Origin of the sequence: Myxococcus xanthus, assembly GCF_013116825.1 — a bacterium.
GTDB classification, from domain to species: Bacteria; Myxococcota; Myxococcia; order Myxococcales; family Myxococcaceae; genus Myxococcus; species Myxococcus xanthus_B.
On record NZ_JABFNS010000010.1, the window covers coordinates 68,178 to 94,930 of the forward strand.

At 70.1% G+C, this 26,753-nt stretch carries 20 protein-coding genes; 15 read left to right on the forward strand and 5 right to left on the reverse strand.

The genetic code is table 11. From position 1 onward, the window contains the following. Window positions 1–292 precede the first annotated feature (292 nt). Together HNV26_RS04900 and HNV26_RS04905 are read right to left on the reverse strand one after the other, a co-directional pair. On the reverse strand, window positions 293–2,164 hold the full coding sequence (locus HNV26_RS04900) for a glycosyl hydrolase family 18 protein (protein WP_253816237.1): 1,872 nt from the start codon (window positions 2,162–2,164) through the stop codon (window positions 293–295). A 414-nt stretch (window positions 2,165–2,578) separates the two neighbouring features. Beyond that, window positions 2,579–4,027, reverse strand: a complete 1,449-nt coding sequence (locus HNV26_RS04905) for a right-handed parallel beta-helix repeat-containing protein (RefSeq protein ID WP_366816755.1) — start codon at window positions 4,025–4,027, stop codon at window positions 2,579–2,581. A 521-nt stretch (window positions 4,028–4,548) separates the two neighbouring features. Here HNV26_RS04905 and HNV26_RS04910 point away from each other — a divergent pair. Continuing rightward, entirely contained in the window at window positions 4,549–7,149 is a 2,601-nt protein-coding gene (locus HNV26_RS04910) for a right-handed parallel beta-helix repeat-containing protein (protein WP_253816238.1), read from the forward strand. 43 nt (window positions 7,150–7,192) lie between these two features. Continuing rightward, a complete protein-coding gene (locus HNV26_RS04915) occupies window positions 7,193–7,822 on the forward strand; it encodes a GNAT family N-acetyltransferase (protein ID WP_171440247.1) in 630 nt (209 codons plus the stop codon). Between the two features lie 44 nt (window positions 7,823–7,866). Here the strand turns inward: HNV26_RS04915 and HNV26_RS04920 are convergent, their stop codons facing one another. Then, window positions 7,867–9,786 carry an APC family permease gene (locus tag HNV26_RS04920; protein WP_171440248.1) on the reverse strand — a complete coding sequence of 640 codons (1,920 nt, stop codon included), beginning with the start codon at window positions 9,784–9,786 and terminating at the stop codon, window positions 7,867–7,869. Window positions 9,787–9,913: 127 nt separating this feature from the next. Between HNV26_RS04920 and HNV26_RS04925 the strand changes: the two genes are divergently transcribed. Then, window positions 9,914–10,651: a TIGR04290 family methyltransferase gene (locus HNV26_RS04925; protein ID WP_171440249.1), complete on the forward strand. Its 738-nt coding sequence runs from the start codon at window positions 9,914–9,916 to the stop codon at window positions 10,649–10,651. Further along, complete coding sequence (locus HNV26_RS04930; protein WP_171440250.1) at window positions 10,648–11,535, forward strand: glycoside hydrolase 5 family protein; 888 nt, start codon at window positions 10,648–10,650, stop codon at window positions 11,533–11,535. The genes HNV26_RS04925 and HNV26_RS04930 overlap by 4 nt, the downstream gene beginning before the upstream one ends. A gap of 6 nt (window positions 11,536–11,541) precedes the next feature. Here the strand turns inward: HNV26_RS04930 and HNV26_RS04935 are convergent, their stop codons facing one another. Both HNV26_RS04935 and HNV26_RS04940 read right to left on the reverse strand, forming a co-directional pair. After that, the gene (locus tag HNV26_RS04935) at window positions 11,542–13,305 is read right to left on the reverse strand and encodes a hypothetical protein (RefSeq protein WP_171440251.1); all 1,764 of its coding nucleotides are present in this window, start codon (window positions 13,303–13,305) and stop codon (window positions 11,542–11,544) included. Between the two features lie 3 nt (window positions 13,306–13,308). Continuing rightward, complete coding sequence (locus tag HNV26_RS04940) at window positions 13,309–13,773, reverse strand: protein-tyrosine phosphatase family protein (RefSeq protein WP_253816243.1); 465 nt, start codon at window positions 13,771–13,773, stop codon at window positions 13,309–13,311. A gap of 247 nt (window positions 13,774–14,020) precedes the next feature. Here HNV26_RS04940 and HNV26_RS04945 point away from each other — a divergent pair, with 247 nt between their 5' ends. The 11 genes from HNV26_RS04945 to HNV26_RS04995 form a co-directional block, all read left to right on the forward strand. Next, on the forward strand, window positions 14,021–14,989 hold the full coding sequence (locus HNV26_RS04945; protein ID WP_171440252.1) for an MDR/zinc-dependent alcohol dehydrogenase-like family protein: 969 nt from the start codon (window positions 14,021–14,023) through the stop codon (window positions 14,987–14,989). Next, entirely contained in the window at window positions 14,986–15,984 is a 999-nt protein-coding gene (locus tag HNV26_RS04950) for a Gfo/Idh/MocA family protein (RefSeq protein WP_171440253.1), read from the forward strand. Before HNV26_RS04945 ends, HNV26_RS04950 begins: the two co-directional genes overlap by 4 nt. Before the next feature lie 95 nt (window positions 15,985–16,079). Continuing rightward, on the forward strand, window positions 16,080–17,873 hold the full coding sequence (locus HNV26_RS04955; protein WP_141590180.1) for an ABC transporter ATP-binding protein: 1,794 nt from the start codon (window positions 16,080–16,082) through the stop codon (window positions 17,871–17,873). 157 nt (window positions 17,874–18,030) lie between these two features. After that, on the forward strand, window positions 18,031–19,200 hold the full coding sequence (locus HNV26_RS04960; protein WP_301338434.1) for an NAD-dependent epimerase/dehydratase family protein: 1,170 nt from the start codon (window positions 18,031–18,033) through the stop codon (window positions 19,198–19,200). After that, window positions 19,197–20,297, forward strand: a complete 1,101-nt coding sequence (locus HNV26_RS04965; protein ID WP_171440254.1) for an NAD-dependent epimerase/dehydratase family protein — start codon at window positions 19,197–19,199, stop codon at window positions 20,295–20,297. Before HNV26_RS04960 ends, HNV26_RS04965 begins: the two co-directional genes overlap by 4 nt. Next, window positions 20,278–21,423, forward strand: a complete 1,146-nt coding sequence (locus tag HNV26_RS04970) for a glycosyltransferase family 4 protein (protein ID WP_366816756.1) — start codon at window positions 20,278–20,280, stop codon at window positions 21,421–21,423. The genes HNV26_RS04965 and HNV26_RS04970 overlap by 20 nt, the downstream gene beginning before the upstream one ends. Window positions 21,424–21,443: 20 nt before the next feature. Then, a complete protein-coding gene (locus tag HNV26_RS04975) occupies window positions 21,444–22,583 on the forward strand; it encodes a CgeB family protein (RefSeq protein ID WP_171440255.1) in 1,140 nt (379 codons plus the stop codon). Further along, a complete protein-coding gene (locus HNV26_RS04980) occupies window positions 22,580–23,695 on the forward strand; it encodes a CgeB family protein (RefSeq protein ID WP_171440256.1) in 1,116 nt (371 codons plus the stop codon). Before HNV26_RS04975 ends, HNV26_RS04980 begins: the two co-directional genes overlap by 4 nt. Window positions 23,696–23,714: 19 nt before the next feature. Continuing rightward, the gene (locus HNV26_RS04985) at window positions 23,715–24,782 is read left to right on the forward strand and encodes a CgeB family protein (protein ID WP_171440257.1); all 1,068 of its coding nucleotides are present in this window, start codon (window positions 23,715–23,717) and stop codon (window positions 24,780–24,782) included. Window positions 24,783–24,805: 23 nt separating this feature from the next. Next, complete coding sequence (locus tag HNV26_RS04990; RefSeq protein WP_171440258.1) at window positions 24,806–26,104, forward strand: UDP-glucose dehydrogenase family protein; 1,299 nt, start codon at window positions 24,806–24,808, stop codon at window positions 26,102–26,104. Window positions 26,105–26,161: 57 nt separating this feature from the next. Beyond that, a partial coding sequence (locus HNV26_RS04995) for an ArnT family glycosyltransferase (RefSeq protein WP_171452767.1) occupies window positions 26,162–26,753 on the forward strand: 592 nt, incomplete at its 3' end.

A 26,753-nucleotide genomic window follows, 5' to 3' on the forward strand; every position in this document is an offset into this window, starting at 1 on the left:
TGGCGCTCGCGATGCCCGCTGTCGGCAGTCACGCATCCATCGTGGGCAGCCATGAGCAAGCGGGGTGCCGTTCCAAAGGTGTCAATGGGGAGATTCGTGTCCCCGTCGCGGGGGCAGGCGAGCACGGCGCTCGTGCCCCCGGGAACAGGTGTCATGGTGTCTCGTCAATGCCCGCGCGGGTCGGCAGTGGCCGGCGCTTCACACGGGGGCGCTTTGACACCCCTGGTAGGGCATTTCTTGTGGAGTCATGGGCCGCGCTGCGTGCACAGCGCGGTCCCTGGCCTTCTCCGGCTCATGGCAGGAAGGCGTTCTTCACCGCGTCGAGCAGCGGGTTGGCGCCAGTCTGTGGGTCGGTGCAGCCCTGGTTGATGGTCCAGATGATGGTGCCTCCGTACCCGTTGTCATGGGCGAAGGCGCCCTTGGCGGCAATGGCCTGCGGTGAGTCATACGAAATCCACCGCACCGTGCCGTCCTCCACGGGGACGTCGAAGGTGACGTAGCTGGCCTTCGCCGCCGTGTCCCAGTGGTAGACGCCCGTCGCCGACAGCTGGAGAATCTTGCTGTATGTGAAGGAATTGTCGCTGCCCACGTAGTCGGACCAGTCCGTGTATGGCTGATACGGTCCGGTGATGTTCCGCCACGCCATGCCATAGAACGGGATGCCCATGCCCAGCTTGCTCTTGGGGATGCCGGCGTTGTTCCAGGCGCTGAGGCTGGCGGATATGGACGTGGGGTGGTTGCCCGACTCTCCCGTGAGCGCGGAGGTGTACCAGGACAACCAGCCGCCCCAGGGGCCCGTCATCTCGTAGGTCATCACGTTCATCTGGTCCAGGTAGGGGACCAGGTTGGTGAACCACGGGTCCGCATCCTCCGGGAAGTTGCTGTTGACCCAGCCGATGGGCATGGTGAGCAGCATCTGCGGCCGGGCCGCGCGCAGCGCCTGTATCAGCGCGAGCAACGCCGGCTTGTCCACCTGTTCCACCGGCTCCCAGTTGAGATCCAGGCCGTCATAGCCAAAGGTATCCACCGCGTTGAGCAGGTTCTGGACGAACCGGGCGCGGTTCGCGTTGGACGCCGCGCCCACCCAGCCGTCGTGCTCACCCGCACCGCCCACCATGATGATGGCCTTGCGTCCGGCCGCGTGCGCCCGCGTGGACAGCGTCCGCGCGATGGCCGGGCCATTCGAGTTGTCGAACTGGGTGTTCACCGTCCCATCCGGATTGGGCGTGACGCGGCCAACGAGGATGTGCGTGAGCGCGGAGAAGTCCACCTTCTCCGGCGGGTACAGGTCCGAGTTCCAGCCGGTGTAATAGCCGGACACCCACTTTCCGCTCGGCGGGGGCGCGCTCTGGACGGTGACGGTGGCCACCGCCGACTTCGTGGGGTCGGCCTGGCTCGTCGCCACCACGCGGTACGTCCCCGCCATGGACGGGGCGGTGTACAGGCCCGCCTGGGTGATGGTGCCTCCCGCCGCCCCCCCCTGCACGGACCACGTCACCGCCGTGTTGGTGCTGCCCGTCACCGTGGCCGTGAAGGCCTGCGTCCCCCCGGCCGGAACCGTGGCGGAGGCGGGGGTGATGGCCACTTCCACCGGCGGAGGCGGCTCGGCTATGTAACGCACGCCCAGCTCGTCGAAGTAGAGCGTGGGCAGGCTCAGTCCCCGCCCTTCCTGGAGGACCAGGCCCGTCAGCCGGGCCCCCTGCGGCGCCAGGACGGAGATGGGAACGGTACAGGTCGTCCAGGTATTGGCGCGGATTCGGCCTCCGGTGCAGTACGGCCCCAGCTCGGTGCCGGGCGTGATGCCGCCGTTCACCACGGCCCGAGCCAGCACCATCGCGTTGTTGCCGGACGTCCCGCCATGCACGCTCAAGGTGAGCGTCATCCCCGGGTTCGAGGTGAGCGGTGATGTATTGAAATACAGCGCCTCTCTGGACCGCATCGTCACGGAGATGGAGTAGCGCCCCGCCGCGACGGGGGAGGTGTTGGTGAGGGAGTGGGTGGCCCAGGAGTAGTCCTGCCACGGTGCTTCCATGGCATCGCGGTAGATCCAACTCGTCGTGACGGGGACCTGTTCAGTGGGAGCGCCTTCGGCCCAGGCCGCGCTGCCGCCAGAAGCCAGGACCATGGCCATCCATGAAACCAACCATACGACCAACCGGTTCATTCGCTTCTCCTGTCGAGGCCCGTCGGAACTCCTCGCTCACTCGCGGTGAGCCGTGCTACACGGTCTCGGTGCCTGACTGAGATTGACGGGCCTCGGGCAACCTGGGGGAGGAGCCCTTCATGGCAAAGCCCTCCCGAAGGTCGCCTCAATGACTTTCAATGCGACAGTTGAAATGAATTTATCTGTGGGATGTCGCGGATTCCGCATCCGAGCGCCCAGGGGGCGCCTTCCGGGACCAGGGAGGCGGTGACATTCCCTCAGTCGGCCCAGCGCGGCCACTGCTTTTGAACAGGGCCAGGCGCGGTCGCCTCGTTCCGGGATGTCTTGATGGCGAGTTGTATTTGTATGTCTATTGCTGTTGGCGGCCCGGGTGGCCAGCGCGTGAGCGAGCCGTCTGGCCACCCGGGCATCACGTCAGTGTTGCGGCTCCAGCCGTAGGGCGCCAGCGGGCGGTGGCGCCGAATCCAGGGGGACGAAGACCTGCTGCGTCTGGCCTTGTGTCCAGTCCGAATTCCAGACGAAGACGGTGACGCTGCCCGGCGTGGGGGCTCGGAAGTAGAAGCGGCCCTGGGCCTGGGGGTTCCCCAGGTCGAGCGTCGTCACCGCGGGGCCCGCGCAGGCGGGGTCGGCGTAGAACTGGATGCCGGGGGAGGCAGGGCCCGCTGCGGTGATGTTGAAGCCCGTCATCGCTGGCACGACCAGGTTCCCGCTCGCGTCCTGGGTCTGGACGATGAGCGGGCCGGAGCAGAGGCCCACGGGGACCTGCCGAGGCGGATTGAGGAAGGCGAGGCTTGCTGCCGGACCTGCGAGCACGTCCACCGCGAAGGTGGAGCCGGGGAGGGTGGCCGGGTCATACCCCGCGCCGGTGATGACGTTGGAGTGAATGACGTTGCCCGTTCCCAGGTCGGAGATTCCGGCCTGATAGACGTAGCCATTCGTCACGTCGTCGAAGTGGATTTCGTTCTCCACGACCTGGATGTTCGTCAGCACCGCCGGAGGGGTTTGATCCGCGTTGCCCTGGGACAGGTAGACGCCGATGTCGTTGTTGAAGAGGTGGTTGCCATGGATGAGGACGTCCGTGGACAGCGGGCCCCCATACATCGGCCCTCCGTAGACGAGGATGCCGCTGGCGACACCCTCACCGGTGTAGGAGTGCCCGGAGATGAGGTTGTTGACGATGTGTCCGGTGGCCCCAAGCCCGAGCTGGATTCCAGACTGGGCGACGTTGCCGATGGGACCCGCGCCCACCATCCGGTTGTTGGTGATGTCCACCACGACGTTGCCAACCGCCGCGACACCGGCCTTCTGGTATCCCAGCAGGAGACTGTTCTGGACACCGACGTGTTGCGTCGGGCTCAACGGGGCCTGGTTGCGAATCAGGACGCCGGTGCCCTCCTGGCAGCCTCCGGTTCCGTCTCCCTGGCGGATGTTGAAGATCTGGGTGTTGATGACGGAGCCCGTCGCATTGTCGAACCGGATGCCCGCGAGCGCGTCCTCCCCCGTGTCGCAGATGTCCGAGAGCCCTTTCAACATGAGCCTGAGGTTCATGTAGAACGCGCTGCCGCCGCAGTTGCGCGCGATGGGGCCCTTGAAGTGGTCTCCTGGAGGGTCCAGCGCCATGATGAAGTGCCCTGCCCCATCCAGGACGTACCCATCCGGAATGAGCAGGGTGGAGTAGGTGGCACAATTGCCCGCCAGCGTCAGAACGTTTCCGTCCTGGATGACAGGGCAGGGAACGTACCCGCATGTGGGGTCCTGGAAGCCCTCTTGAGGGGACGCCGTGCTCAGCGCTGCCGTGTGGAGGTCCTCATGGGGGCTTTCGTGGAATCCTTCGTGACCGGGCTCCTCGCCCGAGCACCCCACGACTGGCAGTGCAAGGGTTCCAACCAGAAGGCTTCCGAAACATCGCCATCGATTTCGACGCATAAGCGCTCCTCTCTCTGAGCAGGTGCTCAGTGAGAGGGACTCGATAATGTGAAGTCGTGCAGCGTCATATGGACTCCACGGATGGCGATGGCGCTGGATGAGGACAGTCGTCCCTGCTCGGGTCCAGGTGAGATGTCCAGCAGGGGGTGGATGTGATTGGCGCGCGACGGAACGCGGGGGAGGCAAAGGTAGGATGGCGCCCCGGGAACCGCGCGCCTGGCCAGGATGTGGCGCTGGAAGCGGGGCCTTCGGACGGGCCGCTCGAGCATGGGGGGACAGGCTCTGGCAACGCTCGATGCGGTGATACCGGTGCCGACGTCGCCCAGTTGACGGGAGGGTGCCCCGCCGGGGGGCTCCCCGGAAGGTCGGCTGACGCGTTGCATGGAAGGCGGGGGCCTCGCGCCGCCGGGAGGCTCCCGGTAACGTTTCGAGTTCCTTTCCCGCCGGAGGATGCCGTCATGACGTTCTTGGACACGAAGAGCCCCTGGCGCCTCGCGGGCGTGTTGTTGCTGCTCGTCTCCGCGGCGTGTCGTCTGGAGGACCCGCTGCCCATCCAACTGGAGCCCTCCGCGTCGGCGCGGGTGATGGTGGTGCTGCCGCGCACGCTGACGCCCGGGCCCGTCACGGAGGTCCGTGCCACCCTCACGCCCGCGGAAGGAGAAGAAGCGGGCGCGGTGCTCTCTGGCGGCGACGGCCTGTGGCAGGGGCTGGTGCGGCGGATTGCCTCCGGACGAGCGGCTGAGGCGAGTGCGACCGTCCGAGGCGATGGCGGTGAGGTCCTGGCGCACATCGACGTCCCGAACGTGGTGATAGGCGCGCACCGGACGGCGCTGGTCGTCCTGGTCCCGCGCGCCCCCCGTTCCGGCGTGCCCGGAGCGCCTTTCATCGACGCGGTGGTGGGCTCGTTGGCGGAGGTCCGGCCCGAAGGGCAGGTGGCGCTGCGCGCGGTGGCGGAGTCCGCGTCCGGGGATGGGGCGCTCACGTATGCCTGGCGGGCCTCGGCTGGCAGCTTCAGCGACGCCAGCGCCATGGCGCCCGTCTGGACGGCGCCAGAGGCGTCCGGCTTCGTGACCATGACGCTCCAGGTGACGAACGCGGCGGGCCAGGGGGCCACGCTGGACTTCCCCGTGCGAGTGGCCCGGGACCATGGCTTCGGAGCGGACAGCGTGGCCGCCTTCAATCGCTGGCCGTTGATGGTGGAGCTGGGCTCCCTTCCTTCTGGCGAGGTCCAGTATGGCGACGCCCTGCGACTCCAGGCGGAAGGCTGGGACGAGGACGGCGACACGCTCACCTATGCATGGACGGCCAGTTGCGAAGGCACCTTCGATGACGCGAGCGCGCGGTCGCCTCGCTTCACGCCGTCCACGCCGCCCTCGGGGGCCTGTGGCGCATGCCAGTTCCACGTCACGATGCGGGATGGCCGTGGCGGTGAGCACGTCGGCCTGGTGGACGTATGCGTGGTGCAGCGGCTGCCGCCCATCATCGTCTCCACGGCCCAGTCGCGGACGGAGGCCGTGAGCGCGGAGCCCGTCCTGCTCCAGGCGGTGGCGGAGGATCCGCGCGGCGAAGCCCTCACCTTCCAGTGGTCCGCGAACACCGGCCTCCTGGGAGCCGCCACCCAGGACGGGACGCGGAGCGAGGTGCCCTGGTCCGCGTTGTCCTGTATCCCGGCGGGCGTGGAGCCCTCCGTGCGGCTCACCGTCACGAATGTCTCGGGGATGAGCGCGACGCACGTGTTCCGGATTCGTTGGGACGACCGGCGTTGTGGGGCGTTTCCTCCCTGCTCCGCCCGGTGGGAGAGCGGCCGCGTGACGTTGACGGCGGACTGCACGACGGAGGGCACGCTGTACATCCCGGACGGAGTCACCTTCGACGGCGCCGGGCACGTGGTGACTGCGGTGGACCCCGAAGGCGGCCGCTTCCAGGGCGCTGTGCTCCGCAACCGGGGAGGCACGGCCCACGTCCACGACGTGACGGTGGCGGCACGCGGCTTGTCGGACTTGCCATGTGATGATGGCGAGGCCGGCTTGAGTGGCATCCGCTTCACCGGGGCGAGCGGTTCCATCACCGATAGCGAGGTGCGCGCGCTGCATCAGGACGCGGGCGAGGGCCGCTGCCAGGAGGGCGTGGCCATCGAGGTACGAAACGCCCAGGACGCGTCCCGCGTGGTCCAGGTGGAGGTCCTGCGCAACCACGCGGTGGGCTACCAGAAGGGGGGCATCGTGGCCTCGGGCCGGGTGGACGTGGCCGTGGAGGACAACGTGGTGGAGGGCGGCGGTCCGTCGGCCGTCATCGCCAGGAATGGCATCCAGTTGAGCTTCGGCGCCACGGGACAGGTGCTGGGCAACCGCGTCACCGGCAACGTCTATACGGGGACAGGCTATGTGGCGGCGGGCATCCTCGTCGCGGGTGGGGCCTACTACGGCGGCCCGGTGTGCGAGGACATCCTCATCCAGGGCAACACGCTGGAGGCGAACGACATTGGCATCGACCTGTCGCAGGCGGAGGCGGATGGTGGGCCGCTGGCGCAGTCCTCACGGTTGCTCGTGGTGGAGAACATGTTGAGCCACGACGTGGTGGCGAACGGCGTGCCGTATCAGGCGGCCATCTCGGACCTGGGCGGGGCCAACGTCATCAGCCGTAACCGCATCAGCGGTGAGGGCTATGCCAGGGAGACCCTGCCGGGCTCCACCTTCGACGTGGACGTGGTGGCGGACGCGGCGGCGCAGGTGGCCTTCCTGACGCCTCAGCAAGACGTGTCGGCGGGCGCGTGCTCCGAGGCGTTGGTGGTGCAGAGCCAGGACGCCATGGGCAATCTGTCCGCCCTGGCTTCGTCCCTGCTGGTGGTGGAGGCGCAGGGGAACGCGGGTGGGGTGACCTTCTTCCGGGACGCGGTGTGCACGCAGCGCCTGGTGCCTTTGAATGGCAGCGGCGCCATGGCCCTGGAGGGACCGCAGCAGGAAGCGGTATTCTATTTCCGCGCGGAACAGCCAGGGGCTCTGGAGGTTCGGGTGCGAGGCGACGGGGTGAGTGCCTCCCAGATGCACGTGGTGCGTTAGGGGAGGGACGGGGTGCGCCGAGGTCTACTTCCACTGGTTCGTCATGACTCCGACTGCCTTCGGGCCTGCGTACACCCTCCAGACAGCACGAACCCTGCTCCGCTGCTGGTCACCCGCTGATGCCGCGCGTGCGCTCCGCGCCATCGACGCCAGCCTGGACCACCTGCGCCCCTGGTTGGACTGGGCGCGGCACTACCCCATCAGCGTGGAGCAGCAGGCCGCCGTCCTGCGGCGGTTTCGCGGGAGCTTCGACCTGGGACAGGACTTCACCTATGCCGTGTTCGACCGGGGTGGGACGGAGGTCCTGGGCGGCTGCGGGCTGCATCCTCGTGTGGGCGAGGGGGGCCGGGAGATAGGGTATTGGATTGCGGCCCAGCACGCCGGTCAGGGGCTCGCGACCGAAGTGGCGGCGGCGCTCGTCCGGGTCGCGTTCGAGCTGGATGGCCTGCGCCGGGTGGAGATTCACTGCGACTCGCTCAACGTGCCGAGCGTCGCGGTGGCCCGCAAGCTGGGCTTCACCCACGAAGGCACCTTGCGACAGCGTCTCCAGGCCGCTGATGGCTCGTGGCGCGACGTCATGCTCTGGACCCTCCTGGCGGAGGACTACCGGGCCAGCCCCGCCGCCGCGAGCGACCTGGAGGCGTTCGACGTGCTGGGGCAGAAGCTGCTGTAGTCCCGCTGCTCAGGGGGCCTGGTCCTCGCGCTCCTTCCAGCGGTTCATTCGCGGCATGAAGAACCGCGTCCGAGGCGTCTCTTCCGGCCCGACGGCTCGCGCAGGTACCAGGGCGTGTTGATGACGACGATGCGGGGCCCTCCGCGGACCAGGAGCATCATCTTCAACAGCGTGGCGGTGTGGCTGGGGATGATGAAGTGGTGCCAGCGGCGCTCGACGAGCTCTGGCACCAGCACGGCGATGAACCGGCCCGGATGCTCCGCGGCGAGCTTGTGGACGTAGCCCAGCAACGGGTCCACGACCTGGCGGTAGGTCGGCACGAGCACGTCCAGCCGTGGCACGGGCCGCCCCGCCTTCCGAAGGGGCGCGGCCACCTGCCACTCCCAGCGCTGCGCCAATTGCTCCGGGGCGTCCGGTTGTCCTCGGACCTGCACGGCGTACACATCCGGGGACATGGACAGGGCCAGCCGCAGGCCCTTCTGCGCCACCCGGTCCAGGCGCCGGAGGGGGACCACCACCACGGGCGCGGCGAGCGGCTGCACGGGGATGGGGTGGGGCGTCTCGGTGGCGGCGTGGATGCGCTCGGCGTGGCGCCGAAAGGTCCGGAGCAGGGCGTAGGTCAGGGGAATGAAGACGACGGTCATCCAGGCGCCCTCTTCGAACTTGGCCGTCGCCACCACGGCCAGCGCCAGGGCGGTGCAGGCCGCGCCCACGCCATTCACCCATTGGAACCGCCGCGTGCCGCGTCCGCTCATGCGCCGCCAGTGGATGACCATTCCGAGCTGGGACAGGGTGAAGGCGGACAGCGCGCCCACCGCGAACAGCGGGATGAGGTGGTCCGTCACGCCGTTGAACACCACCAACAGCACGGCGGCCAGCAGGGACAGGGTGATGATGCCCGTGGAATACACGAGGCGCTGGCCCACGTGGGCGAAGGCCGGAGGCAGGTTGCTGTCGAGCGCCAGCGCGCGGCACAGGCGGGGGAAGTCCGCGAAGCTCGTGTTGGCGGACAGGCAGAGCACGCAGACGATGGCCGCCAGCGTCACGTAGTAGAAGACGCCGCGCCCGGTGACGGCGGCCACGACCTGGGAAAGCACGCTCTGGTAGCCGGCCTGGCCCGGCGCGGTCGCGCCAATGTCATAGGCGTGGCTCATCCACGCCACGCCGCAGAGCAGCATCACCAGGATGCTCACGATGCCCAGCAACGTCCGGCGCGCGTTGCGCACGCGGGGTTCGCGGAAGATGGGCACGCCGTTGCTGACGGCCTCGATGCCTGTCATCGCCGTGCAGCCGTTCGCGAAGGCATGCATCAACAGCCAGAGGCTCGCCACGGCCGTGCTCTCCGGGAGCCGGGGCGGGGCGACGACGGGCACGGGGCTGCCAGCGGACGTGAGCACCTTCCAGACGCCGATGAGCAGGGTGATGCCCAGGCAGCCGACGAACAGGTAGGTGGGCAGCAGGAAGGCCGAGCCGGCGGTCCGGATGCCTCGCAGGTTCACCACCGTGATGAAGCCGAGCAGCACCAGGCACAGGAGCAGGGAGTGGGGGAACAGGCTGGGGATGGCGGAGACGAGCGCGCCCACGCCAGCGGAAATGGCCACCGCGACGTTGAGCACGTAGTCCAACGCCAGCGCGGAGGCCGCGAGCAGCGCGGGCTTCACGCCCAGGTTGGCGCGGGCCACGGAGAACGAGCCGCCGCCGTCGGGATACGCGGCGATGGTCTGCCGGTAGGAGAACTGCACCACGAGCAGCAGCGCGACGATGATGCCGGTGAGCAGGCCGATGTACCGCGGCCCGGCGCTGCCCAGCACGAGCATGGCGGTGAGCGCGGCCTCGGGCCCGTAGGCCGCGGAGGCCAGCGCGTCCAGCCCGAGCACGGGGATGCCTGTCAGCGGGCCAATCCTCTCCCCTTCCGCTCGCTCGTTCGGAATGGGCCTGCCGAACAGGACCCGCCACAAGGACATGCCTGAAAGGTAGTGCCGCGTCTCCGGGGGCTTCGACAGGCGACGGGCCTTGCGCCCGGCCTTACTTGGAAAGTTCCTGCGTGCTGCGCACCCTCGTCATGGATTCCCCCTGCATGACGGAGGCGTCATGACCCCGTCCGAGTTGACGGCCGAGCAGCTTCAACACCAGGTGCATTCGTTGGGTGACTGGTTCCACAACCTGGACCTGCATGGCGTGCAGACGGCACCCCGGCATCCCCTGGGAGACTTCCCCGCCGTGTTCTGGCGGACCTTCCAGCGAGCCTTCCCCAGGGATTTGACGGGCAAGTCCGTGCTCGACATCGGCTGCAACGGGGGCTTCTACAGCATCGAGATGAAGCGGCGGGGCGCGGCCCGCGTGGTGGGCATCGACACAGACGCGCGCTACCTGGCCCAGGCCCGTTTCGCCACCCGGGTGCTGGGGGTGGACGTGGAGCTGCATCAGCTCGACGTGTACGAAGCGGGCGCGCTGGGCGAGAAGTTCGATGTCGTGCTCTTCATGGGCGTGCTCTACCACCTGCGCCATCCCTTGCTCGCGCTGGACCTGCTCCATGAGCAGGTCGTGAGGGACCTGCTCATCTTCCAGACGATGGAGCGGGGCAGCACCCAGGTGGGGCCGGTGGCGGCGGACTACCCCATCTCCGCGCACGCCGTCTTCGACCGGCCGGACTTCCCGAAGCTGCACTTCATAGAACGCCGTTATGCCGGAGACCCCACCAACTGGTGGGTGCCCAATGCGGCGTGCACGGAGGCCATGCTCCGCTCCGCCGGCTTCGAATTGCTCGAGCGGCCCGCCCGGGAAATCTACCTGTGCCGACGCGGCACGCGCCCGGAGGTGCTCCAATGATTGAGGCGGTGAAGCTGTGGAATGAACCCAACAACATGTCGCACTGGGACTTCGGGCTGGATGCCGACTGGGCCATCTTCTCCCGGATGGTGCGGCTGGCGGGCGCCGCGGTGCGCGCGGAGAACTCCCGGCTGCCGCGCGTGCTGGGGGGGATGGCGCCCATCGACGCGTCCTTCCTGTGCCGCATGGAAGCGCAGGGCGCCCTGGACGAGGTGGACGTCGTCGCGGTGCATGGCTTCCCGCTCGACTGGAACCACTGGCAACTCGACGAATGGCCCGAACGCCTGGCGGAGATTCGCGCCGTGTCGCGTCACCCTGTCTGGGTGACGGAGGTGGGCGTGTCCACCTTCGGCGCGGAGGAGGTGCAGGAGTTCGGCCTGCGTCGCACCGCCGAGCTCCTTCTGGGGCAGGTGGACCGCGTGCACTGGTACAGCCTCTTCGACCTGCCCAGGGCCTGGCCCGCGACGACACGCCACCGCGAGGCGGAGGGCTCGTCGTACTACCGGCACTTCTACATGGGGTTGCTGCGCGAGGACGGCACGCCCAAGCGGGCCATGCGCCACTTCGCGGACTACACGCCCCGGCTGGGCATCTGCCAGTGGTTCCACTTCGAGGACCACCGGCTGGATGACGCCGTGGCCTGGCTGCGGAAGATGGGCGTGCGCAAGCTGCGCACGGGCCTGAGCTGGGCGGACAGCCACCGGCCCGGCGCCGAGGCGTGGTTCGACCGGCAGATGCGCGCGCTCGACGGCTTCGACGTGACGCTGACGTACTGCTTCACCCCCGGCTCCCGCGGCCTCAAGGACCACCACACGAGTCCGCCCCAGCAGGTGGAGGAGTTCGCGGACTTCTGCGCGCGGATGACGCGCCGGTATGCGCAGTGACGCTCGTCAGGCGCGCAGCAGGGCGGCGTAGCGCTCCGCCGCGCGCCGCAAGCGGCTGGCTTCTTCGGGGGCCGTCTCCGCCAGCGCGGTGGCGGCCAGCAGGTGGTGGCCCACCTGGAAGGCCAGATAGCAGGGCCTGTAGAATGCCCGCAGCCCTTCGCTGACGGGACGGCCGCTGGCCCTCGCCACGTGCTCGGCGAGCCGCGCCTCCGCCTGGACGTCGAACCCCAGCTCCACCGCGGCGCCCACCACGTCCCAGGCCACGTCCTGGCAGCCAATCAAGTCATGACCGGCGTGGTGGTCCACCGCGTCCGCCTTGAGCAGCCGCCCGCCCGCCAGCACCAGCCACTCCCACGGCTGGAGCTTGTTGTCCGTCTCCACGCGGCGGACCTCACGCGCGAGCGTGCCCAGGTGCCGGCTCCATCCATCGAGCTCGCGGACACAGGACGCCTCGCCCAGGACCCGCGCCGTGTTGTAGCGGGCCATGTCGAGCAGCGCGGCCACGGACGCGCCTCGCTCCAGCGAATCCACGGGAAAGTGCCGGGCCCGGAAGCCGAGGTAGCCGCCCACCTGGGCCACCATCGCCTGGCGCTCGTACTCCGGCACCCGGGACAGCGGCCGTGCGCCCTCCATCCACCGCTGCACCAGGAAGCCGTGCCGCAGTCCCTCCACCGGTGGCGTGAAGCCCGCCTGGGAGAGCTGCCGGGCACGCCGCAGCCGGTGCTCACCGAAACCTCCGAGGCCCGCGAACTTGAGGAGGAACACGCCGCGCGGCGTGGTGACCCGGTATTTGCGCCGCTCCTGCTGGACGTGCACCGGAGGCCACTCACGGGCGTCTGGAAACAGCAGGCGCCGCCATGTACCCGCGCCCAGGTCCTCCAGGCGGCGGTGCGCCCGGCCCGTGAGGTCCTCGCACCAACGGGCCAGGAGGCACCGGGCGTCGCCCGGCTGGAGGAACAGCGCATCGAACTCCGTCAGGTGCCGCCGCGCCTGGGCCCAGCGGGTCCGGTGCCGCTCGCTGGCCATGGGGCCGGGGGCGCCCGCGTGGCTGGGGAAGAAGCACAGCCTCCGCGCTGAAACGCCGTGGTCCTCCAGGAAGTCCGCCACCGCGCCAAAGGAGCTCCCTGACAGGCCGGGCCCTTCGTCCACGATGGCCACGTCCGTGTTCGCGGCGCGCGCCAGCAGCTCCTGCGCCAGGCCGGGCCCCAGGCTGCAGACGCGCTGGTACGGGTGCCCCGTGGGCCGGACGGTGAGGGGCGGCGGCGCCTTCATCGCGGCGGCCACCGCGCACGCCAGACTCGCGCCGATGCCTCGGATGCCCACCACCAGGGGCGGCGCTGGGGGATGCAGCGCCTTCGCGGCCTCCAGGTACTGCTCTGGATAGAGCGCGTGGTAGGCGTAGCCTTCGGGCACAGAGAGGCCCACGCGCTCCGGCAGCGGCAACCGGCCCAGCGCTTGGAATGGGGCCGTGGGGACCGGAGGCACGGACGCGAAGCCTGTCTCCCAGGAGCGCTGGAGCGCCTGCGCGAGCACGAAGGGCAGCGCGACGCACGCCGCGCCGAGCGGCCCGGGGTCGTCGCGCCGCCGCTCCGCGAAGTCGCGGTCCAGCACGCCCTGCGCCAGCGAGCCCGAGTCGATGAACAGGGCGACCAGCGCGGCATGTCGGTCCAGCCCCGGCGCCATCACCGCCCACTGCCGCAGGCGCGCATGGAGCGCCGACAGGAGCTCCCGGGGTGACGCGTCCTTCACGGCGCTCCCGTAGACGAGCATCCTTCAGCCCTGGCGCAGGTGGCGGTAGGCGATGGCCGCGAGCGCATCGAACTCGGGCACCTCCCAGGGCACCTCGCGTGACGCGCGCAGCGCTTGTGTGTACGCGATGAAGGCCGTGAGCTGCTCGGGGCTCGGTGACACGAGGTTCCGGCGGTCCTTGGCGAGCGACAGCGCCTCCATGGGGGCCAGGCCCCCCTCCACGAGGACGCACAGCGCCAGCAGCGCGCTGCGCCCGATGCCGTGCTCACAGTGGATGAGCACCTTCTCCCGCCGCGCCAGCCGCGCGCGGACCCAGGCCACGCCGTCGTGAATCATGGGCAACCGGATGGCCTGCATGTCCTGCGTGGGCAGGTGGAGGAGGGTGATGCCGTGCTGGCGAAGCACCCGCTCGTCGTCGCAGTCCTCGACCCGCACGTCCACCACGGAGCGGATGCCAAGCTGTCCCGCGAGGTAGGCCGCGGCCTCCATGGGATAGCGCCCGCCCACGGCGAGCGACGGTGTCACGGCGTCCAGGTTGAGCTCCCACTCCGGTGTCCTTCCCAGCACGGCTGCCTCCTCTTCGCCTGCGCCTTCGAGAAGGAAGATAGGTGTCCGCGCTCCCACGACGACGTCCGGCGCGGCCGGGCAAGCGGCCCTTCCGCGCGCCGGGCCCCCGACACATGGTGTCCAGGCTGGCGGCGCAGAACGCGGAGTGGGACAGGGACGGGAGGACGCGATGTCGGACGGAATGATGAGGGCCGCGGTGGTCACGGGGCCTGGGGGGACACGGGTGGACCGCATCGCCCGGCCCGAGCCCGGCCCTGGCGCCATACGCGTGCGGCTGGAGGGCTGTGGCGTGTGCGGCTCCAACCTTCCCACCTGGGAGGGCCGTGACTGGTTCCGCTATCCGATGAAGCCCGGGGCGCCCGGACACGAAGGCTGGGGCGTGGTGGATGCCGTGGGGAGCGGGGTGGCGGACCTTCGCGTGGGAGACCGGGTGGCCACGCTCTCCTCGGCGGCCTTCGCGGAGTACGACGTGGTGGAGGCGTCGTCGGCCGTGGTGCTTCCGTCCTCGCTCGCGGGCAAGCCCTTTCCGGGAGAGCCGCTGGGCTGCGCCATGAACATCTTCCGCCGCGGCGACATCCAGGCGGGGCAGACGGTGGCCATCCTCGGCATCGGCTTCCTGGGCGCGGTGGTGACACGGCTCGCGGCGAACGCGGGCGCGCGGGTCCTCGCCATCTCCCGGCGTCCCTTCTCGCTGGAGTTGGCGCGGGCCTACGGCGCCGCCGAGTGCATCCCCATGGATGACCATGGCCGAATCATCGGCCGCGTGAAGGCCCTCACCGGCGGCGCCTTCTGCGACCGCGTCATCGAGGCCGTGGGCTCGCAGTGGCCGCTCGACCTCGCGGGCGAACTCACGCGGGAGCGGGGCCGGCTCGTCATCGCTGGCTATCACCAGGACGGGCCCCGGCAGGTGAACATGCAGTTGTGGAACTGGCGCGGCCTGGATGTCATCAACGCGCACGAACGCGACCCACGCGTCTACGTGGAGGGCATCCGGCTCGCCGTGGACGCCGTCGCCTCCGGCGCGCTGGACCCCTTTCCCCTCTTCACCCACCAGTTCCGCTTGGAGGAGCTCGACCGCGCCTTCGACGCCCTGCGCTCCCGGCCGGATGGCTTCCTCAAGGCCCTGGTCACGCCATGAGCGCTCCCGTGACGCGGCGCCCCCGGCTGGGCTTTCTCGGCGTGGGCTGGATTGGACGCCACCGGATGCAGGCCCTGGTGAACGAGGCCCGGGTGGACGTCATCGGCGTGGCGGACCCCTCGGAGGCCGCCGCGGAAGCCGCGCGGGCGCTCGCGCCGGGGTGTGAGCGGGTGGACTCCCTGGACGCGCTGCTCGCGCTCTCACCCGACGGCGTGGTCATCGCCACGCCCAGCGCCGTTCACGCGGAGCAGTCCATCCAGGCGCTGGAGCGCGGCGTGGCCGTGTTCTGCCAGAAGCCGCTGGGCCGCACGGCCCACGAGGTCCGGCGCGTGGTGGAGGCGGCGCGGAGGTCGGACGTGCTGCTCGGCGTGGACTTCAGCTACCGCTACGCGGAAGGGCTGCGCAGGCTCCGCGCGCACCACCAGTCGGGCGCGCTGGGGCACGTGCACGCGGTGAACCTCGTCTTCCACAATGCCTACGGCCCGGACAAACCGTGGTTCTACGACGCGTCGCTCGCCGGGGGCGGCTGCGTCATGGACCTGGGCATCCACCTGGTGGACCTGGCGCTGTGGGTGCTCGACTTCCCCGCCGTCCGCCGGGTGAGCAGCCAACGCTTCGCCCAGGGACGGCCGCTGCGGGGCCGGGGGGAGGGCGTGGAAGACTACGCCGCCGCCCTGCTGGAGTTGGAGGGAGGCACCGCCGTCCAGCTCGCCTGCTCCTGGAAGCTGTCGGCGGGCTGCGACGCGGTGATTGAAGCGTCGTTCTACGGGACGGAAGGGGGCGTGTCGTTCCGCAACGTGAATGGCTCGTTCTACGACTTCACGGCGGACGCCTTCCGGGGCACCGGGCGTGAGCGGCTCGCCGACCCGCCAGATGGCTGGGGCGGGCGGGCCGCCGTGGACTGGGCCACCCGCCTGGCTCAAGGCCAGCGCTTCACGCCGGAGAACGAGCAGCTCATCCAGGTCGCGGAGACGCTCGACAGGCTCTACGCCTGAGAGCGTTCGCATGCCCGTCTCCCGAGACGCGGAGGTGTCGGGCTCTGTCTGCACACCGGAAGGTGTGGGACTGAAACACCGTTCCTCGCCTGACCATGCAGACCCCTCCCGTCTCACGCGGCGCGATGTGGCGAGCGCTGGGCTACTTGCGGCCCTACCGTCGCACCATCGTCTTCATCCTGCTCCTCGTCCTGACCTCCGCGAGCCTGAGCGCCCTGGAGCCCCTGGTCCTCAAGAGCATCTTCGACCAGCTGGGCAGCGAGGACGCCACGAAGCCGGTGCTGATGGGCGTGGGCCTGCTGGTGCTCATGGGGCTCGCGCGGGAAGGGCTGGGCGCCGCGTCCAACTGGCTCACCTGGCGCACCCGCATCCAGGTGCACTTCGCCCTCAACGAGGCCACCGTGTCGCGGCTGCACCGGCTGCCGCTGAGCTTTCACCGGCAGGAGGGCGTGGGCGCGCTGATGACGCGGATGGACCGCGGGCTCCAGGGCTTCGTGGGCGCCATCACCGAGCTCACCTTCAACGTCATCCCCGCGGCGGTGTACCTGTGCATCGCGGTGGGCGTCATGCTCCAGCTCGACTGGCGCCTGGCATTGCTGGCCCTGGCCTTCGCGCCGCTCCCGGTGCTCATCGCCCGGCGCGCCGCGCCCGTGCAGGCCCGGCGCGAGGAGTCGCTGCTGGAGCGGTGGACGCAAATCTACGCCCGCTTCAACGAGGTGCTCTCCGGCATCATCACCGTGAAGAGCTTCGCCATGGAGGAGCGGGAGAAGCAGCGCTTCCTGCATGGCGTGCGTGACGCCAATACCGTCGTCACCCGGGGTGTGGCGTTCGACTCGGCGGTGACGGCGGGGCAGAACACCACCGTGCTCGTCGCGCGAGTGGCGTCCATCTGCATGGGCGGCCTCCTGGTGATGAAGGGGCAGCTCACCGTCGGTACCCTGGTGGCCTTCCTGGGCTACATCGGCGGGCTCTTCGGCCCCGTGCAGGGGCTCAGCGGCGTGTACAAGACGCTGCGGACGGCCTCGGTGTCCATCCGGCAGGTGTTCTCCATCCTCGACGCGCAGGACTCGCTGGGCGACGCGCCGGACGCGCACGAAATCACGCACATGCGTGGTGACGTGACGTTCGAGGATGTCCACTTCGCCTATCCCTCCGGCGCGGGCCGGCCGCTCATCAACGGCATCTCCCTGGACGTCCGGCGTGGGGAGACGGTGGCCCTGGTGGGGCCCAGCGGCGCGGGCAAGACGACGCTGATGAGCCTGCTGTGCCGCTTCTATGACCCGGACCAGGGCGTCGTGCGCGTTGACGGAAGCGACATCCGGACGCTCAAGCAGTTGTCGCTGCGGCGCAACATCGGCGTGGTGCTCCAGGACGCGCTGCTCTTCAACGAGAGCGTGCGGGGGAACATCGCCTATGGGCGTCCCCAGGCCACGGACGCGGAAATCGAGGCCGCCGCGCGCGCGGCCCACGCGCATGAGTTCATCCTGGGACTTCCTCAGGGCTACGACACGCTGGTGGGGGAGCGCGGCAACCGGTTGTCCGCGGGCGAGCGGCAGCGCATCGCCATTGCCCGCTCGCTCCTGACAGACCCGCCCATCCTCATCCTCGACGAACCCACCAGCGCGCTCGACGCGGAGAGCGAGGCCCTGGTGCAGGACGCACTGGGCGAGCTGATGAAGGGCCGCACCACCTTCGCCATCGCGCACCGGCTCTCCACGGTGGTGAACGCGGACCGCATCCTGGTGCTCAAGGACGGCCGCATCATCGAGGAGGGCTCGCACGCGGAGTTGATGCGCCGTGACGGCTACTACGCGTCGCTGGTGCGCAAGCAGACGCGCGGCCTGCTCCCGGAGTTGCCCCCTTCGCCCCTAACGCCCGTGGCCGCGTAGGGCTCGTCGCCTCGGCGGCCCTCGTGCGGCCGTGAGGGGGCCGCTCCCCTGGGCGCCAGCTCGGATGATGCTGGGGCGCGTGCAGGCGCCTGACCGGGATGAACGTCGGTAGCAGATGGCTAGCACCAACAGGTGCGGTGGCTACCTTCATCAATGCATGGCGGTGGTGATGAACATCGACTGCCTGCGTGCGCCGGGGGGCGACATGAGGCAAAGACAGATTCTCATCACGGGCGGCGCGGGCTTCATTGGCTCGCATCTGGCGGACGCGCTCCTGGCGCGCGGCCACCGCGTGAGGGTCCTGGATGCGCTGGTGCCCCAGGTCCACGGTGATGCGCGGCGACGCCCGGAGTACCTGTCCACCGACGTGGAGCTGGTGGTGGGCGACGTGCGTGACGGGGACGTGGTCCGCCAGTCCCTGGCGGGCGTTGACGCCGTCTACCACTTCGCCGCGGCGGTGGGCGTGGGCCAGAGCATGTACGAGGTGGCCCACTACACGGCGGTGAACAACCTGGGCACCTCCGTGTTGATGGAGGCGCTCATCGAACGCCCGATTGAGCGGCTGGTCGTGGCCTCCAGCATGAGTGTCTACGGGGAGGGACTGTCGCGCGCGCCAGATGGCCGGCGCGTCCCCGGCGGGCAAAGGCCCCTGGAGCAGCTGGCGGATGGGAAGTGGGAGCTGGAAGGCCCCGGAGGCGAAGCCCTCACGCCCGTGCCGACGCCGGAGTCCAAGCCGCCGGAGCTCTCCTCCGTATATGCGCTGTCGAAGTTCGACCAGGAGCGGCTGTGTCTCATCCTGGGCCGCGCCTACGGCATCCCCACCGTGGCGCTGCGCTTCTTCAACGTCTACGGGCCCCGGCAGGCGCTCTCCAATCCCTATACCGGCGTGCTCGCCATCTTCGGCGCGCGTTTGCTCAATGGAAGTCCGCCGCTCGTCTTCGAGGATGGCCTGCAGCAGCGGGACTTCGTCAACGTGCGTGACGTAGCGAACGCCTGCGCGCTGGCGCTCGACGCGGGGGGGGCGGACTCGCACGTCATCAACGTGGGAAGTGGACAGTCCATCACCGTGAAGGACGTGGCCCTGGCGCTCGCGGAGGTGATGGGCCGCCCCGGCCTCCGCCCCGCGGTGACGGGTCGCTATCGCATGGGCGACATCCGTCACTGCTTCGCGGACATCTCCCTGGCGCGTGACCTGCTGGGTTACGTCCCCCAGGTCTCCTTCCACGACGGGCTCACGGAACTGTCGTCGTGGTTCGAAGACCAGGTGGCGACGGACCGCGTGGCGGAGGCGCGCGCGGAACTCGATGCGCGAGGGCTGACCGTATGAGCGCGGCGGAACCTTGGGAGGTGGAAGGGGGCAGGACGGTCATCTTCGGCGGGGCCGGCTTCATCGGCTCCAACCTGGCGGACCACTACCTGTCCACGGGGCGGACCGTGCGCGTCGTCGACAACCTGACGCGCCCCGGCGTGGTGCACAACCTGCGTTGGCTCCAGGCCCGGCATGGCGCCCGGCTGGAGGTGATGACGGCGGATGTACGGGACGCCTTTGCGGTGAAGCAGGCCGTCATCGGCGCCAGCCATGTCTTCCACTTCGCGGCCCAGGTGGCGGTCACCACGAGCCTGGAGGTGCCCGTCACCGACTTCGAGGTCAACGCGGGCGGCACCCTGAACGTGCTGGAGGCGCTGCGTGCCATGGAGCGGCCCGCCTCGCTCGTCTTCACCTCCACCAACAAGGTCTACGGCGGCATGCCGGGCGTGGAGCTCGTCCAGAAGCCCAGCCGCTACGAGCCTCGGGACGCGGGCCTGCGCGGTCACGGCGTGGGGGAGTCCTGCCCGCTGGACTTCGAGAGCCCCTATGGCTGCTCCAAGGGCGCGGCGGACCAGTACGTGCTCGACTACGCGCGAGCCTACGGGTTGAGGACGGTGGTGTTCCGGATGAGTTGTATCTACGGCCCCCGGCAGTTCGGCACCGAGGACCAGGGCTGGGTGGCGCACTTCCTCTTGCGCATGCTCGAAGGCCGGCCCCTCACGCTCTACGGGGATGGCAAGCAGGTGCGGGACATCCTCGACGTGGGCGACCTGGTGCGCGCGCTCAGCCTGGCGCAGCAGTACATCGGACGGCTCAAGGGGCAGGCCTTCAACATCGGCGGCGGCCCGTCGCGGACGGTGAGCCTGCTGGAGTTGCTGGGCCTCATCTCGCAGCGCACCGGCCTGAGTCCCGCGCTCCAGTTCGAGGATTGGCGGACGGGGGACCAGCGCTACTACGTCTCCGACACCCGCAAGTTCCAGGCCGCCACGGGGTGGGCGCCCCAGGTGGGAATCGCCGAGGGCGTGGACCGGCTCCACGACTGGCTGCGGACCCTGATGCTCGAGCGGCCGGTGGCGTCCCGGCAGGGAGGGGCGCGTGAAGTCTACGCAGGCTAGAGGGCGCACGGTCCGCCGCGTGTTGATGACCACCGACACGGTGGGGGGCGTGTGGACCTACGCGCTGGAGCTCTGCCGGGCCTTCGCCGACGCGGGCGTCCAGGTGGAGCTGGCGACCCTGGGCGAGCCCGTGACGGTGCCGCAGGCGGATGAAGCCGCGGCCGTCCCGGGGCTGCGCCTCCATGAGAGCACCTATCGCCTGGAGTGGATGGACGCGCCCTGGGAGGACGTGCGCGCGTCCGGGGAATGGCTGCTGGCGCTGGAGGCTGCGTTGGCGCCCGACGTCATCCACCTCAATGGCTATGCCCATGGCGCGCTGCCCTGGCGGGCGCCTTCGGTGGTGGTGGCCCACTCGTGTGTCCTGTCCTGGTGGGAGGCGGTCCTTCGGGAGCCCGCGCCAGCGCGATATGCGCGCTACCGGCGGGAGGTCCAGCGCGGCCTGCGCGCCGTGGACCGCGTGGTGGCGCCCAGCGCGGCGATGCTCGGCGCGCTCGAACGGCACTATGGACCGCTGTTGCCGCCCACCTGCGTCATCCCGAACGCGCGCCGGGCCGACTCCTTCACCGCGGCGCCCAAGGAGCTGTTCGTCCTCGCGGCGGGCCGCTTGTGGGACGAGGCCAAGAACCTGTCGGCGCTGGAGGCGGTGGCGCCCCGGCTGGCCTGCCCCGTGCGCGTGGCGGGCGAGCTGCGACATCCGGGGAGCGGGAAGGTGGCACGGGCACGGAGCACCGAGCCGCTGGGCCCCCTCTCGCCGGAAGCACTCGCGGCCTGGATGGCTCGCGCCGCCATCTACGCCATGCCGGTGCGCTACGAGCCCTTTGGCCTGTCCGCGCTGGAAGCCGCGCTCTCTGGCTGTGCCCTGGTGCTGGGCGACATCCCCAGCCTCCGAGAGGTGTGGGCGGACGCGGCGGTGTTCGTTCACCCGGAGGACCTGGATGGGCTGACCCGCGCGCTGCGAGGACTCCTCGAGGACGGGGCCCATCGGGAGCGCATGGCCGCGAAAGCGCGTGCCCGCGCGCTGACCTGGACCCCACGCCGCATGGCGGAGGACTACCTGCGGCTCTACGCGACGCTCCGGGCGTGGCGGGGCCATCACCCCGCCGGGCTCGCGCTGGGCGCGCCTTGAGGATGGAAGGGCCACCGCGCATGCGCATCGTCTTCTTCTGTCACTCGCTCCTGTCGGACTGGAACCACGGCAACGCGCACTTCCTCCGCGGCGTGGTGACGGAGCTGGCCCTGCGCGGCCACGACGTCCGCGTCTTCGAGCCCGAGGAGGCCTGGAGCCTGCGCAACCTCCTGCAGGAGCCAGAGGGCCCGGCGATGCTGGAGGAGGTGCGACGCGTCTACCCGCATGTGCGGCCCGAGCGATACGACCTGGCGGCGCTGGACCTGGACCGGGCCCTGGAAGGGGCACAGCTCGTCCTCGTCCACGAGTGGAACCCGCCAGCGCTGGTGCGTCGCCTGGGCGAGCGTCGCCAGGTGAGCGACGCCTTCCGCCTGCTCTTCCATGACACGCACCACCGGGGCGTGAGCGCCCGGGAGGAGATGGCCCGCTACGAGCTGGCCCACTACGACGGCGTGCTCGCCTTTGGCGGCGCCCTCCGGCGGCTCTACCAGGAGCAGGGCTGGGCTCGGCGCGCGTGGACGTGGCACGAGGCCGCGGACACGCGTGTATTCCACCCACGGCCCGAGGTGTCCCCGGAAGACGACGTCGTCTGGATTGGCAACTGGGGTGACGAGGAGCGCACCGCGGAGCTGCATGAGTTCCTGCTCGGCCCGGCACAAACGCTGGGCTTGAAGGCGCGGGTGCACGGGGTGCGTTACCCGGACGCGGCGCGAGCGGCGCTGGCGCGCGCGGGCATCACCTACGCGGGGTGGCTGACCAACCACCGGGTGCCCGAGGCCTTCGCCAGGGCGCGCGTGACGGTCCACGTTCCCCGGCGGCCCTACGCCACGTCCCTGCCGGGCATCCCCACCATCCGCCCGTTCGAGGCGCTCGCCTGTGGCATTCCGCTGGTGAGCGCGCCGTGGCGCGACGTGGAAGGTCTCTTCACGCCGGGGAGGGACTACCTGGTCGCGGACACCGGCGCGCGGATGTGTGGCCACCTGCGAGCGCTGCTGGCGGACGCGGACCTGCGCCGGGCGCTCGCCGAGCAGGGGCGCCGCACGGTGCTGGCCCGCCACACGTGCGCGCACCGGGTGGACGAATTGCTGCGCATCCACGCGTCTCTGGTGCCCCAGGCCACGCAGGCGTGGGCGTTGTCACGGGGGAGGGTCACCGCATGAGCAGGGGTCTTCGCATCGCATTCTTCGGTTCCAGCCTCGTCTCGGCCTACTGGAACGGCGCGGCCACCTACTACCGCGGCCTCATCCGCGCGCTGCATGCGCGAGGGCACCGGGTGACCTTCTACGAACCGGACGCCTTCGGGCGGCAGCAGCACCGCGACATGGCGGACCCGGACTGGGCGCGCGTGGTCGTCTACACCGAGCAGGGAACGGCCGACGTGGAGCGGTGCCTGGAGGAGGCGCGCCACGCGGACGTGGTGGTGAAGGCCAGCGGCGTGGGCGTGTTCGATGCGCTGCTGGAGGCCCGGGTGCTCGACCTGACGCGCCCCGGCACCCAGGTCGTGTTCTGGGACGTGGACGCGCCCGCCACGCTGGAGCGGCTGGCGCATCATCCGGATGACCCGTTCCGCGCGCTCGTGCCCCGGTATGACCACGTCTTCACCTACGGCGGGGGCGAGCCGGTGGTGTCCGCCTACCGGGCGCTGGGCGCGCGCCAGTGCGTCCCCATCTACAACGCGCTGGACCCCTCCACGCATCACCCTGCGCCGGTGGAGGCCCGCTTCACGGGGGACCTGGCCTTCCTGGGCAACCGGCTGCCGGACCGTGAAGCCCGCGTGGAGGACTTCTTCCTGAAGGCCGCGGAGCACGTGCCCGGCGCGCGCTTCCTGCTGGGGGGCAGCGGCTGGGAGGCGCGCCCCTTGCCCTCCAACGTGACGCGCCTGGGGCACGTCTACACGCACGAACACAATGCGCTGAACTGTTCGGCGCGCGCGGTGCTCAACATCCACCGCGACAGCATGGCGCGCTTCGGCTTCTCCCCCGCCACGCGTGTCTTCGAGGCGGCCGGCGCGGGGGCATGCCTCATCACCGATGCCTTCCTGGGCGTGGAGCTCTTCCTGGAGCCAGGACGCGAGGTGCTCGTGGCCCGCTCCGGGGAGGAGGTGGCCGAGCACGTCCGCCGGCTGACGGACGCGGAGGCCCGGCGCATCGGCCAGGCCGCGCTCCGGCGCGTGCTGGCCGGACACACGTACACGCACCGCGTCTCCCAGGTGGAGGCGGCCCTGGGGCTTCGGAATGGGTCCGCCACCACGACGCGGGAGTGCGTCGCATGAGGAAGGGGAGGGCGCGCGAATGAAGGTCGTCATCCTCGGGCTGTCCATCACCTCCAGTTGGGGCAACGGCCATGCGACCACCTATCGCGGGCTGGTGCGTGGGCTGGTGCGGCGCGGGCACGACGTGTGGTTCCTCGAACGGGACGTCCCCTGGTACGCCGCCAACCGGGACCTGCCAAACCCGCCGCACGGTCGCACCGAGCTGTACGCCAGCCTGGACGACCTGGCCGAGCGCTTCACGACACACGTGCGTGAGGCGGACCTGGTCATGGTGGGCTCCTACGTCCCGCAGGGCGTGGAGGCAGGCGCGTGGGTGCAGCGGACCGCGCGGGGCGTGACCGCCTTCTATGACATCGACACGCCGGTGACACTCGCGCGGCTGGCGCGAGGAGCCTGCGAGTACCTGCGGCCGGAGCTGGTGCCGGGCTACCAGCTCTACCTGTCCTTCACGGGCGGCCCCACGCTGGAGCGCATCGAACGGGAGCTGGGTTCCCCCGCCGCGCGGCCGCTCTACTGCAGTTGTGACCCGGAGCTGCACGTCCCCGCGCCATGCGAGCCGCGCTGGGAGCTGGGCTACCTGGGGACCTACAGCGAGGACCGGCAGCCGGTGCTGGAGCGGCTGATGCTGGACGCCGCGCGGACGTGGCCCGAGGGGCGCTTCGCCGTGGCGGGCCCCCAGTATCCCGAAGGACTCCGCTGGCCGGCGAACGTCACGCGCGTGGAGCACCTGGCGCCCCCGGAGCACCCGGCCTTCTACAACGCCCAGCGCTACACCCTGAACGTCACCCGCGCGGACATGGTGCGGGCGGGCCATTCGCCCAGCGTGCGCCTCTTCGAGGCCGCCGCTTGCGGCGTGCCCATCATCAGTGACGCCTGGGCGGGGCTGGAGACCTTCTTCGAGCCGGGGAGGGAGCTCTTCGTCACGCGCTCCGGCGCGGAGACCTTGCGCTACCTCCGGGAAGTCCCCGAGCGGGAACGTCAGGCCCTGGGGCTGCGCGCGCGGCGGCGCGTGCTGGCGGAGCACACCGCGGAGCACCGGGCGCGGACGTTGGAGGACTACGTCCTGGAGGCGGAGCGAGGGGGCTAGCGAAGTCTGGGAGAGACAGCACCATGCGGATCGCCATCATCGGAACGGGGTATGTGGGGCTCGTTGCGGGGACTTGCTTCGCGGAGTCAGGGCATGACGTCACCTGCGTGGACCTGGACGCGCGGAAGATGGAGGCGCTGCGGCGCGGGGAGCTTCCGCTCTACGAGCCAGGGCTGGAGGAACTGGTCCGGCGCAACGTCGCCGCACAGCGCCTCCGCTTCACCGAACACCTGCCGGAGGCGGTGTCGCCGGCGCAGGTGGTGTTCATCGCCGTGGGCACGCCCCAGTCGGAGCGGGGAGACGCCGACCTCCAGCATGTGCTCGTCGCCGCGGAACAGATTGGCCGGTCCCTGCGCCACTACACCGTCATCGTGAACAAGAGCACCGTCCCCGTCGGGACGTCGGACCGGGTGCGGTCCGCGGTGGCGCGCACCACCGACGTGGCCTTCGACGTCGTGTCCAACCCGGAGTTCCTCAAGGAAGGCGCCGCGCTGGACGACTTCCTCAAACCGGACCGGGTCGTCATCGGCACCACGTCCGAGCGGGCCCGGAAGCTGATGGGCGACCTCTATGCCCCCTTCGTGCGGACGGAGAACCCCGTCCTCTTCATGGACCCCCACTCCGCGGAGCTCACCAAGTACGCGGCCAACGCCATGCTGGCCACGCGCATCTCGTTCATGAATGACATGGCCCTGCTGTGCGAGCGCGTGGGCGCCAACGTGGACCTGGTGCGCAAGGGCATGGGCGCGGACCGCCGCATCGGCTATGCGTTCCTCTACCCGGGCATCGGCTATGGCGGCAGCTGCTTTCCCAAGGACGTGCGGGCGTTGATGTCCACCGCGCGTGAAGTGGGCCTGGAGCTGGACCTGTTGCGGGCCGTGGAGTCCACCAACACACGGCAGAAGCGCTGTCTGCTCGGCAAGGCGTTGAAGCTCTACGGCAGCCTCGCTGACCACACCTTCGCCGTGTGGGGCCTGGCCTTCAAGCCGAAGACGGATGACATGCGGGAGGCGCCCTCCGTGGAGCTCATCGAAGGGTTGCTCGGCAAGGGCGCGCGCGTGCAATGCCATGACCCGGTGGCCAGCCCCGTGGCCCGGCAGTACTTCGGTGACCGGGTGGCGTACGCGCCCACCTGCTACGAGGCCGCCGAGGGCGCGGATGGCATCTTCCTCGTCACGGAATGGAACGAGTTTCGCCGCCCGGACCTCAAGCGGCTCCGGGCATTGATGCGCCGCCCCATCATCTTCGACGGGCGCAACGTGCTCGACCCTCGGCTCGCCCGGAGCGAGGGCTTCACCTACATCGGCATCGGGCGCGACTGACGCACGGCTCCAAGTGGCTATGGCGGGCCTGGGGTGCTATCCCCACGCATCGCCCCGATGAGCACCGACGCCCCGATTGTCGCCGCGCCCCTTGATGCCTTTCAAAAGCGTCTCGATGGACTGCTCATCGTGGCGCTCGTCGTCTGGGGATTGGCCCAACTGGCGCCTCACCTGGCGCATCCGGCCATCTACATCTGGGACGAGGCGATGCACCAGGCCGCCGCGCGCGGCACGCACGACACCTTCTTCACGCCGCACATCTACAAGGACCCTATCTTCCCCGAGGACCCGCGCCACTGGTGGGCCGCGCACGTGTGGATGCACAAGCCCACGGGCCCCTTCTGGTTCGGCGCGTTGATGATGCACGTGGTGGGCGTGACGCCGCTGGCGTTGCGGCTGGCCTCGCTCCTGGGGCACCTGGCCGCGGCGGTGTCCATCTACCTCATCGCGCGCAGGCCCACCGGGCGCTTCTGGGCCGTGCTGGGGGCGGCGGGCTTCCTCGCCATGCCCTTTGGCTGGCAGCTCGTCCAGGGGCGCATCTTCGGCGATGTGACGGATTGCACCCTGACGGGCTGCAACGCCGTGGCGGTGGCGCTCCTGTTCCACGCCACGCGTCAGGACTCCTGGCGATGGGGGCTGGCGGCGGGGG